At 49.2% G+C, this 11,645-nt stretch carries 6 protein-coding genes; 5 read left to right on the forward strand and 1 reads right to left on the reverse strand.

All coding sequences use genetic code 11. From position 1 onward, the window contains the following. Positions 1 to 868 precede the first annotated feature (868 nt). Together FKG94_RS07865 and FKG94_RS07870 are read left to right on the forward strand one after the other, a co-directional pair. Complete coding sequence (locus FKG94_RS07865; protein WP_179957540.1) at positions 869 to 3,016, forward strand: sensor histidine kinase; 2,148 nt, start codon at positions 869 to 871, stop codon at positions 3,014 to 3,016. Next, positions 2,994 to 3,650, forward strand: coding sequence for a response regulator transcription factor (locus FKG94_RS07870; RefSeq protein WP_179957541.1), 657 nt, complete (start codon positions 2,994 to 2,996; stop codon positions 3,648 to 3,650). The genes FKG94_RS07865 and FKG94_RS07870 overlap by 23 nt, the downstream gene beginning before the upstream one ends. 337 nt (positions 3,651 to 3,987) lie before the next feature. Here the strand turns inward: FKG94_RS07870 and FKG94_RS07875 are convergent, their stop codons facing one another. Continuing rightward, positions 3,988 to 7,926 (reverse strand): fibronectin type III domain-containing protein, encoded by a 3,939-nt coding sequence (locus tag FKG94_RS07875; RefSeq protein WP_142903652.1) that lies wholly within the window; start codon positions 7,924 to 7,926, stop codon positions 3,988 to 3,990. A gap of 1,129 nt (positions 7,927 to 9,055) precedes the next feature. Here FKG94_RS07875 and FKG94_RS07885 point away from each other — a divergent pair. The 3 genes from FKG94_RS07885 to FKG94_RS07895 all read left to right on the forward strand — a co-directional run bounded on the left by FKG94_RS07885 (position 9,056) and on the right by FKG94_RS07895 (position 11,574). Beyond that, positions 9,056 to 9,394, forward strand: coding sequence for a hypothetical protein (locus FKG94_RS07885; protein ID WP_142903653.1), 339 nt, complete (start codon positions 9,056 to 9,058; stop codon positions 9,392 to 9,394). A gap of 339 nt (positions 9,395 to 9,733) precedes the next feature. Next, entirely contained in the window at positions 9,734 to 10,147 is a 414-nt protein-coding gene (locus FKG94_RS07890; RefSeq protein WP_142903654.1) for a hypothetical protein, read from the forward strand. A 227-nt stretch (positions 10,148 to 10,374) separates the two neighbouring features. Further along, positions 10,375 to 11,574 carry an acyltransferase family protein gene (locus FKG94_RS07895; protein ID WP_179957542.1) on the forward strand — a complete coding sequence of 400 codons (1,200 nt, stop codon included), beginning with the start codon at positions 10,375 to 10,377 and terminating at the stop codon, positions 11,572 to 11,574. Positions 11,575 to 11,645 lie beyond the last annotated feature (71 nt).

Consider the following 11,645-nt stretch of genomic DNA (forward strand, 5'->3'; position numbering starts at 1 on the left):
GAACCCGTCCCTGGGAACTTCACGACAGCATCCCTGCTGTCGAGAGTTTCTGAAAGCCCCCTCCAGAGACAGATCTACCCACAGTGTTCTTAAACGAAAATACCGAGCAAATACCGAGGACAGGCACTGCAAGAAATACCGGGGGAATACCGGGGACAGGCACTAATGGCACTTGCACTAATGGTACTTACTCGAGAATACCGGGAGAATACCGGGGACAGGCACTGAACCCGCGGCACTAATGGCAGGGAAAGGCACAAATGGCACTTACTTAAGCAAAGGCGTGCCAATTGACCGGTCCGCCTACCTGACGTGTTGCCGCGTGGGTTTTATGGCTGAACCGCTGTGCTAAATTTGGGCTTTTATAGGACAAACCCGATGCCAAAAGCATCGGACAAACAGTAGCACTAAGCTCGGCCCTCAGGCCGCTCCCTCCACCTTGACAGGAAAACGAGCGAATTTGCCGGCGTGTATTCGCACGATGCGAATACGTGCGCCGCAATCGCCAACATCAGGAAATCGCCTCGATTTGCGCACGGGCGTACTGTGAATAGAGCACATTGAAAATATTCCACCTACCAATATAGTATGACCGGCGTTTGGCAAGTGCCGCACCTCTCGTTGTACTATATTGTTTTCCTTTATTGTTGTTTCCCTATATTGTTGTAACACGCGAGCGTTGAGCCAGCAGCCTGCGTCGTTTGGAAAGTTCGACGCTACTATAAGATTTTATCGAACTTGACCAAAACTCCAGTCAGTACTGAACAAGCGTAAACAAAATTTAGGACGTTACGTGATACGGCTCCCTCCCGTAAAGTTTATACTGCTCGTTGCACAACTCGGTATCGCCGGGATATTGGGCTGTGTTGTGTTAACGGTACAAACACCCTGGCTCGGGTTACAACTCGAACCGGTAACCGATCTGAGCGATGGCTCTCAACATTTTAGAATCGCAGGTGTTGCCGAGAATAGCCCGGCATGGAACCAACTACGGGAAGGCGATGTCGTGCTGCGCATTCTGGCAGGACGCTTTTCAACTGGGGCAGGTGTTGCAGCCACCGCTCCCCTGGCAGTAGAACTCGATCCGGTCCTAAATCCGAAAGAGCCCGACTCTCTGCCCACTTTCGAGCACTACAACGCTTTCTTTAACTACCAGGCACAACTGTCAAAAATTCTTCGCTACGACATCATTACCCTGGAGCTTGGCGGCAGGGTGGTCGAGATTAACCCTGCCGCCAGCCGTCCCTATCGGCAAATTCCCTGGTCGTTCTGGATGAGTGTGGGGATTGGGCTGTCAACCCTGGTCATCGGCTCGACGATCCTCGCCTGCAGGGAGGACTCTTTGCCCATCAGATTGGTATTCTGGGGCTGTGTAGGCTTCTACCTGACCTCCGTTACCCACGCCGTCTACCTTAATCGTGCACTTGCATTGCCGGAAGACATCTTCAGGACCTTGTGCTTTATCAACCATCTGGGTGCACGCATGTTCGCCTACACCACAGTGTTGATTACCCTGGTCTATCCATTCAAGCTCACCAGACTCCCTGTAGTAAAAATGGCAATGCTCTGGGTCAGCCTTATACTCATTAATGAATGGGTGCAACTGATTAACTGGCCGCTGCATAACTTCTACTTTAGTTCTATCGTCGCCCTCGCAATCGGCGTATCGGCCATGGTAGTGCAGTGGAAAAAGTCTCGCGGCCGCCCAGTGGAACGAGCAGCTATTTCATGGCTTTTTCTCTCCATTTTTTTTGCGACAGCGACCGTCGTACTATTGTATCTGGTGCCAACGATTGTTGAAGGGGAACAGGTAATCAACCTTTGGATGGCGCAAGTTGCCATTTTTATGATGTACGCCGGTATTATCCTGGGTGTCGTGAAATACCAACTCTTTAAGATTGAATACTGGTGGCGTATTGCCTGGCTTTGGCTGCTCGGTGGTATTACTGTCTTTATTTTGGATATTGTTATCCTGGCACTCCTGGACATCAGCACCACCGTGTCACTGACGATTTCCATCCTGATTGCAGGTTGGGTCTGGTTTCCAATCCGGCAATATCTTTTTTTTGATCGTCGCGATCAACCAGAGAATCACTCCTTTATGACTATTGTCGACTCCGCTTTTCGCTTTAGCGATTCAATCGACGATGCCTGGGAAAATACACTCAAAAGGATATTTACACCATTGAGCATCTCCGAGGTGCGAGACACTGACACAAAGACATGCCTGGTAGCGCACGGGCAGTTTCTAAAAGTGAAAAGCGGTTCGAACCAAAACACACTCCTCCTTCAGGGTAAAGCGTCCGGAAAGTCACTGTTCAATCAAAAAGATGTCAAAACCGTCAATTCACTCAGGGGGGTTTTTAATCATATATTCGAGTTAAAGAGCGCCGAGGAAGAAATATACTATCGCGAGCGACAGCGGATTATGCGAGACCTGCACGATGAGGTGTGCCCCAACCTATTGGATTTATCCAGAAAAACACAGGACTCGTCTCTAAAAGCCGTCGCGCTCGATACCTATGAACTGCTTCGGGACACCATATATATGATGGATGACCGGAAAAAATGGGAACTAGAGGATCTGGTGTTTCGTTGGAGCGCCAGGATTCAAAACAGACTAAAAGAATCAAAAATCTCTGCCGATATTAACAGACGTTTCGCATCGAATCCGGGGACAGTTAGCGCAAGTATCAAAGTCAATATAGAGCGCATATTAAATGAAATAACAACCAACATTATCAAACACAGCGGTGCGACCAGAGTATGGGTCAATTTTTTGTACGCCAACCAACACTTCACCATAGAGATCAGTGACGATGGCGGGTGCAGATCGCTCGAGGATATACGCCGGGGTAACGGCTTAAACAATATTTCCTGTAGACTGGCAGACCTGGGCAGTAAACTGGACATGAAAGTAACCCACCTCCCCGAGCTCAACCTGCACTCCGGCCTTTCCGTATCATTCACTGTCGATTTTGCGGATCATGCCAATGAAGAACATATTTCTGCTTGAGGACAACCAGAAGACACGAACCTGGGTGGCTTCGGTCTTAAAGAGACTGGATGCAAATGCCAGGATTCATATGGCTGAAAATATAGCTGATGCCAGAACGATTCTTAAACGGGTGGGTGGCGATATAGCAATCGCAATTATTGACATCAACTTACCCGACGGCAATGGTCTAAGCCTTATCAAGGACATCAAAAGCGAGAACCTGGGCACTCAGTGCGTTGTCTTTACTGTTGAGGAATGCATAGAGCGTATTTCCCAGGCATTTCTGCTTGGTGCCGATGGATTTTTGTTAAAGGATACGGAGGAGGATGTGATTGTGGAACGCCTTAGAGGTGTTGAAGTCGGCATCCCGGCCATTTCTCCCGCTGTTATCAGAAAACTAATAAAACTGGTGCGCAGCCAGATCGGCAGCCGTCACCCGGAACTCCTGGATTCGCTTACCGACAGAGAAAAAGAAATTTTGCTACTGGTATCAAAAGGCTATAACAAAAGGGAGATTGGACAGTTATTGAATATCAGTGAAAACACGATAAAGGATCATACCAAGCGATTATATACCAAGCTCGGAATCAACAACGTCGCCGAGGCGACGCTGGTGGCGATGAACGCCGGACTATTGCAATGTGATGCTTAGGCCGAAAGCTTGTCACTGAAGCTGAGCGAGTGATTTCAGTACAATTTCGAGTTGTGTTGAAAGATTCACCAAGCCCGGTAATATTGCCCGACCCCTGGAGCAAGGTAACCAAATGGGGGTTTAGCTGCAGTTGGTTTGCGTAGGCGGGGTCGATAATCAAGTAAGCCCAGGTCAGTATGCTTATCAACGGCAAGTGCCGCGTGACGGATACCGCGTTTTATTACACACCATCATAAAAATCTCGCTTATTGTCAGTTTATTGCCGTTGAAGATGCTGTTAGTCGAGAAGGGAAGACCCGGACACGCCTGTGCGTGCCCGGTCTGTTGCTCCGGAAAGTCAGTCGGTCGGAGGTGTCAACAACAGGGGTCCGCCGTCACAGGCTGGATCTTGCGACGGCTCGAAGCGGGATTGATAGCTGTGATCGAAATGAAGCTCGATATCCAACACATTACTGAGGTCAACAATCGGTGAGCCTGCAAAGCCCACCTTAATAGACAGGCGCCAGCGGGTAGCAGCGACACTGCGCTCTTTAAAGACAAAAATGGGTTTCAGGGCCTGGCTGGTGGGATTCTCAGGGTGGTGGTTAAAACTGGCGGCCATATCCTGGGAAAAAGAATCTTTGAACACCATGTCCTGCGCGCTATTGACAAAGAGATCGGCGCCGTTAACTAAAAACTTCGGAATCGTCGAGACAAATTCGTCTTCGATTCCAACCACATTGCCTTCTTCGTCTGTAGCAATCACCGTGCCGGGGGTGCTCGTACGCCTGATGCTACTACCGCCGTAGGTCAGCCTGACCGAGGGTGATGGAATGCCGTCGTCCTGGTGACTAGTGAGAAGATTTACCGCTACTGACCTGATTTTATTCCGATAGGTTCCCGCGGCTAAAACGCAGCTTGGATTGTTATCAGCCACAGTCGGCCCCTGAAAGAAAGTCGGTGGAATAGACTTGACGGTGCTGAATTCCAGCGTAATCCAGTCGAGCTTGTCGGGGTGACGATGGCTCTCCAACAAGTGACTGAAATCCGTGTTAGCGGCAGAGTCAGGTGCGATACCGAATACGTGATTTCTAATGGAAAACACATCGTGCGCCTGCTCAATACCGGGACCGAAACTTCCTCCGAGATTAAGCGCAATTAATTCAGTGCGAAAATTCCGAATATCCTCGGCCGTTCGCAGTTCGGCAATACTGGGAAGACTGGAAAACGTATCCTGCCATTTGTGCTCAAGCGCAGACTTAGCAATGGACAGCCAGCGTTTAGCCAGATCAACCCTTCTCTCGGCCTGCCGCATATCAGCGGTCAGGATGCGTCCATGGATGGGGTCGGCAAAATAGCGGGTAGCCAGCGAGGCATTGGTGATGAGTATCTGACTGATCAAACGCTGGGCCTGACTGAACATTTGATTCAGTCGATCCAGCTCTTGTCTGATTGCCAGTTGTGCCTGCACGATGGACAACTCGAGTACCGCAACCTCAAGCTGTAGGTTTTTGATAGTTTTAACAAAAGCGGCGTCATCCATCTGTGCGTTCAGCACATTTATTTCTGCTCTTTCCGCCAGTGCCAAACGTTGCCTCTCGGTCTCCAGGTCATCAATTTTCCTCTCTTTACCTATTCCTACAATACTTTTGACGACAGTGGAAAGGCCTTTGGCGACGCTCGAGACGTCTTTAATAAGTGTGAAAGGGTCCTTAAATCCCTTGAACCCCATAAATGTTAAAGCAATATCTCCCGCACCGGAGATCCCAGTAAGTACATCGTTAAAGTCATCTGCTTTTCTTTCGAGCTCCCTAATTTTGTCAGATAGTTTAATATCGTCTTCGCCGTATTTAATCTCCACCGCTGCAAGTGCGTCGTTAATACCTGCCACAGTGCCGCGATGCTCCACCTCGTTGCGAATTCGCTGGATATGGTTTTCGAGTTGTGTCTGCATATTCACCAGGTTGAGCCTGGCCAACTCGATATTTTGATGTTGCAAGCCAATTTGGCTGCCGGCAACAACTGTATCGTCAATGTCGACACAATCATTGCCCGGAGCGCATAGATCGCCGACCTCGACCCCGAGTAAACCGAACAGCGTATCGTTTAATTCGCGATTGCGGTCTGTATATTCCGTTGCCAAAAGATCCTGCTGAAAGCGGAAGTTATCATAACTGGCTTTGGCGGTCTCCATGGCCCCAATGGCAGTTTCGATGGGTCCGGCAGATGCCTCGAGAGTGGGTGCCAATAGGTCAAATGTATAATAGTCGGCAGTTCCACCGCCGCCAGGGCCTTGCATGATAAACGCTGCATCATTAGGCAGACCTAAGTAGTCTTTTTCACCCCTCATCCATGCCAACGTACTCTCTGTTTCCTGTACAGCTACTTCATAGAGCATTGTGGTTTGCGCCAGACCTGAGTTATCTCCGCTGCTGACAAAGAAGTTGCCCTCGCCGTCAAAGAGCTCTCGTTGAAAATTATTTTCGAGTATCGTCCGCAGCATCTGCTCTTTACTGCTGATGTCGTCGAGTACACTCTGATAGAACGACAGGGTTGCTTCATCCGCAACGCCCGATGGGGGCAGTGCCTGTAGTCTGGCGGAACGGTTTTGGCTTTCCAGTACGCGCGCCAGAAGCTCGTAGGCGAGAACGACATCCTTAAAACCGGCGAACAACTCAACTTCACTGGCAACGTCTTGCGCTACTGTTGAACCTTCCGGATAGTAACGGGGGCTGAGCTGGCGTCGACTCTCGGCGAAGGAGAGGAATATCTTCCAATGCGCGCGGAACAGCTCAAAGTATTTCTGCAGGGCTGCATCGGACGTGGTAAAGGCAGCCTCAAGCTCAGCCAGCTCGGCTGCCAGCGGTGTCCCGTCCAGACGAGCGATATTCGCACGATCAATAAATTCATTGTATAGAAGCATTTCCGCTACTGCGCGGTCGTGGTATATATCCAGCAGAAGCTTTTTCAAACCTTTGTGTTTCGGTTTTTTCGCAAGTGCCGCTATAACATCAACCTCGACATTAGCGGCTCGGGCCCTCTCTGCTGCGCCATAGAGCGTGTCGATACTTTGAGTGGCATCACCGCTGGCATAAGTGTTGACAACCACGCCGCTCTCAACCGTATACAGAAGGTCCAGGTAACGAAAAGCCGCTAAATCCCGCGCATACTGGTTCTGGTTGCCATCTTCTGAGGCATCAATGTCGTTTGCTTTATTGTAGTAGAGCTGGCGTCTCAGGTATTCCGTGGGATCTACTTGTGCAGTCATAAAGCCGCTGGTACGAAAGGGCGAACACGCAAAGCTGCTACAGGCGCGCACTCTATAACGGTACTGACTGTCATCGTTTAAGTTTTCGTGTAAAAATGTTCGAGCCGTACCGACGGTATATGGTTGGTACAGACAGTCGGTGGCACCAGGTTGACGTTCACAGAAAAAGAATTCATAACGATCCAGCTCACCACCGGTGCTCGCCGCCCATTCAATCTCAACGGCACTTCCCGGTGAGACATCGGGCACAGATATAGATGCAGGTTGATTCGGTGTGTGTATGACTTCCATTTCAATAACAGGGGAGTAACCGCTGCATTTGGTGTTTCTACAGGTTTTTACACGAAACTGATGGAACCCATCGGCGAGCTTGACGCCGGTCACGACATAGTTGTTGGTGGGACCGGTATACAGCTCGACCCAAGGATTCAGGCCCGCAGACCCGGAGGGACCGGATATCGTCCGGCGTTGCAGGCGGTACTCCGTGGCACCCGGGTAATCATCCCATAGCAGTACCGGAAAACCCTCGCTTATTTCCGGAGCGGTGATCTCCGGCAGCGGCACGAATGTCTGTTGAGACGTATTTAAAGGATCAGGAGGTTCATTGGCAGGGCACACTCCGCAAGGGTTCGTCTGTTGCAAATAAGTCACGACACCTTCGTATCGGTAGGTACCGGGTATCAACGAAAAACTCGTCGAGGTCGCATTACACGAGATATTTTTCTTATAGGTAGCATTGGTATTGATTTCCCTGGCCGTGATTTCACGGGATACACAGAAAGCTGATAGATTTGGCTGCGGCCCCCACCCGTTCCAGGAAACGGTAAAGTTGCCATTTTGATCATTGCCGGGCGCGGAGAAATTATCCCACGGGCCAGCTTGGGTTTCATTTGAATACACCAGTATAGCCAGTAGTGCAGTGCACATCTGACCGATTGGCTTACTACCGGTGAATACGGATAGTGGCCGAAAAATTCTGCTATTAACCCGCTGGCCCCAGCGACCAACTTGTTGAATAAATGAAAACATATCGAAAACTCCCCTAAGACTTTATATTCAGAGCCCAAACGCTTCAAAACTTTTAGACCCTGCCGGAAAAATGCTATTTTTGATTAATATTTCAATCTAAGAAATTTCTTCACTCTTCTTTGCATCAGCGAAGGCGTGATATTTTTATTTGTGACACTAACTACAGAAACACAGAGAACGATTTATCCTATCGGCGAGGGTAAATTTTGATAAATAACGAGATGAAATCAACTACCCGATCGGGTGGCTGTTTTAGAGGCCTCGGCACTGGTTCGCTGAAGGAACAATCTGTTAGGATTGATCGACACGATAATAGGGGAGGTGCCTCATCGGCTGTTTGTACTACGATGACAGTGTCGGTTAGTTTCCGCTCCAAGGCCGGCCGGGCAAGAACCTGTGCGATAACGGCAGCCGCTGCGGTAACAATGCTTTTCTCGGCGGCAAGCCTACCGACGCCTGCGCCTGGGGGGTTTGTGCCGACGCTGACGAGTGCAGGGGTCATTCGGACTGCACCAGTAACCAATACTGCGGTGATCCGATTACCGGCAAGCGAAAGTGCAAAAGCCTGCTGGCCAAGGGACAGGCCTGCACCAAGAGAAGTCAGTGCGCATCGGGTCGATGCCAGCTTTTTCGGTGCAAGTGACTCGAGTGATCGATTTGGGCAAGCGTTGCTAACAGCACCTCTTTGATCTGCCCCATACCTTCGTCAGGCCTATTAAGTCCCGCCTGATTTTGTGTTTCAACGATAAAAAAATGCTTCGCACCATCAATAACGAGGGAAGGCTGTCATAAGCTTAGCTTGTGCAAAGGTTTGTTTTATTTCACTAAAAGCTTGACCACAGGCAAAGGCGGGCAGCAAGGTAGCACCACAGTTTTGCTAGTCCTATCAGCAATGAACTTACAGTTTTAACAGAAGGGACCCTATATTCTATAAACCATAGAAAAAGCACTGGCAGTATGATATTCCTGGACCGGATATAGCGTAAGAATATACGAGTTCGGTTTCAGACCAACTCGGTATATCGGCGATACCCGAACTAACAGAGAGCCTATTGCAGTAAGCGGCAGTTCTGCTGGTTTGAGTCATCAACGTCGGCAGCGGGCCGATAACGTGAAAAAGGGATATCCAATGAAAACAGTTAAATCTTCCATAGCATCAATGGTAGGCATAGCATGCCTAATATCTGCTGAAGTTTATGCTCTCAAAGGAAAACTAAATCAAGTGTACAACTACTCTTACCTCAATGGCCTCCTGCTCAATTGGGATGCTGGCTACACTGATCCCACCAACTGTCCGAATCCCAATCGCATGACTGTGCGAGGCGATGATGTAAATGGACAAGCCATGATTGGCATGGTTTTTATCGCATTGACTACCGATTACACGCTGAACTGCGTTCCTAAACCAGACTGCAATGGCATAAACGGCACTGCCGAAGCAAACTACTGCATTATGTCTAAAGGCTGAGAGTCTTCTATGCCTATGCTGTGCTGACCCGGGCGCAGCCGGCGCCTGGTTCCAGGGTAAACACCAGCTTTCGTAAATGGCTTCAAAGTATGGAGCCAGAGTAAAATCTCTTGGGAATCTTACTCTGGCTCCATACTTATATAGCTCTTTTATAAAGTCGAAGAAATATCTGTATGATCAAGGTGGATGAAGGCGCCATCTATAGGGTTTCGTCCAAATATCCTCCGTATATGAGTAGATTGACTGCCCTGGTTTGACTACCATCGCTTGTCTATATAAAGAAGCTCGTAGCATTACACTCCAAATCGCGTTTAGTTTCTTACTCGCCGGGTATTTATCATGCTTAAAAGAATTTTTTATATTCCCTTTTTTGCTATTACTGCTCTGGCGGCAAATAGCGGAGAAGTCGGCACTGCCAGAATCGAAACTATTGGTGGTTCGGCGTCAAACCCAGTCTCGCACATCGCCAGGGTTAAGAATTCAAATCAAATCCAAATATACGTGATGACCACCAAAGGTAAAGTCGGTGAAATTTGTGCGGTCCATTGGGCTCATAGCAATGGAACTTCCGGTGTATACGCGTTGCCTGAAATGGACTTTCGACCCTTGCCTCAACAGGTCGAAATTGGCGTAACACTAGGCATTTATTCTAGCACTAAGGACTATCCGGCGCCTGGTGGGCCCGGTACTTTGACAACCTGGGTAGAATGCCCGATCAGTGGTGCTTCAAAACCCAAAAAAACACAGCTCTGACCAAATCGGTCGTCCATAAAAACGTTCCCAATAAGATGTCTATTGTCTTGCGAGACATCCTAGACACTAAAACCCGGGCGATCCGCCCTGGCTACTCGTTAAAGTATCCAAGTTTACAGTCCCCCGGTACAAACGACGAACTTAACTGACGAATTTCAAAAATCTGTAAGATTTGACGTTGAAGACGCTCTAGGCTCTGACCCGTAGCAGCACATCGGATGCCGGGAATGGGTACAAACAAAGACGCTTCTGGAAGTGATCATATCGGCCAGCGCTTACACGGGCTGGACTTTTTGCGTGCCGTGATGATGAGCCTGGGTGTGGTACTACATTCAGCACAACTCTATTTGACTATGGACATGGTCGACTATTATCGGGACCCCATGCGCTCGGTCAGCATGGACCTGACACTGATCTTTATCAACACTTTTCGCATGCCCACGTTTTACCTGCTATCGGGGTTCTTTACCGCACTGTTGCTGGCGCGGCGAGGTCCTGACAGAATGTTCCGAAATCGTTATCAACGGCTGGTTATTCCCTTTATCCTGTTTTTGCCGCCACTGGCTATCAGTATGACCTTGCTGCGTATTGTAGCTGCCAATGTAATGGCCACCGGTGACTTTGGTCTCGATATAAACCTGATCGATAGACCGCGAATCCTTTGGGACAATACGCACAACCTCTGGTTTCTCTATTATCTGATCATGTATGTAGTCAGCGTCTGGCTGGCACTGCAACTGTGCCGTTATCTACCTGATGATTTTTGTGCGCATATACGCCGATGGACGGCGCGAACACCGGCCTACTCAATCGTGGCGATATTCACCGTAAGTCTGTCTCTGGCCGCAATCGGCAGCTTCAGCGAGGCAGGGCGGATCACCGGAAAACTCAGCTTTATGCCATCAATCAGCGTATATCTTTACTTCGGCATATGCTTTTTGACCGGCTGGGTGCTGTTCCAACGCCGGGAAGACATTACCGTTTTGGCACGGCGAGGCTGGGGTTATATGACAGCAGCCTGCTTTTTTCTGGTGGTTGCTTTGGTTTGTTTTGAATTGCAAGGTAAGTCGGACGCTGCCGGCTATCAACTGTTTCACACCTTGTTATCAGTGAGCACAGGTTTATCCGTCTGTTTTTTTATGCTGGCTTTTGTGGGACTGTTTTGCCGTTACTTTCATCGTCACCAGCCCTGGATTCGCTACTTCTCAGACAGCGCCTACTGGGTTTTTATTTCACATTCCGTGCCTATGATTTTGCTTGCTTTGCCCATGCACAGTTGGGAGGTGGTCGCCGAAATCAAGTTCCTGCTGGTTTGTTCGGGCACCATGCTAGTTTGTATGCTCACTTATCACCGATGGGTCCGCAATACCCGTATCGGTGAAATACTGAATGGACGCCGCTATGGGACTTTGCCAAAGCCTCCTTAGGGCACTCCGTTGATGTCTTTGGTGGAGTAAAGGGGACCCCAAAGTGCTAACAACATCACGCCAGAGGTTAC

The sequence above is a fragment of the Exilibacterium tricleocarpae genome, assembly GCF_007004655.1.
GTDB lineage: Bacteria > Pseudomonadota > Gammaproteobacteria > Pseudomonadales > Cellvibrionaceae > Exilibacterium > Exilibacterium tricleocarpae.

Coding starts and splice junctions, on each gene's coding strand:
- FKG94_RS07870 (WP_179957541.1), top strand. CDS start 2,994: ATGAAGAACATATTTCTGCTTGAGGACAACCAGAAGACACGAACCTGG.
- FKG94_RS07875 (WP_142903652.1), bottom strand. CDS start 7,926: ATGTTTTCATTTATTCAACAAGTTGGTCGCTGGGGCCAGCGGGTTAAT.
- FKG94_RS07885 (WP_142903653.1), top strand. CDS start 9,056: ATGAAAACAGTTAAATCTTCCATAGCATCAATGGTAGGCATAGCATGC.
- FKG94_RS07890 (WP_142903654.1), top strand. CDS start 9,734: ATGCTTAAAAGAATTTTTTATATTCCCTTTTTTGCTATTACTGCTCTG.
- FKG94_RS07895 (WP_179957542.1), top strand. CDS start 10,375: ATGGGTACAAACAAAGACGCTTCTGGAAGTGATCATATCGGCCAGCGC.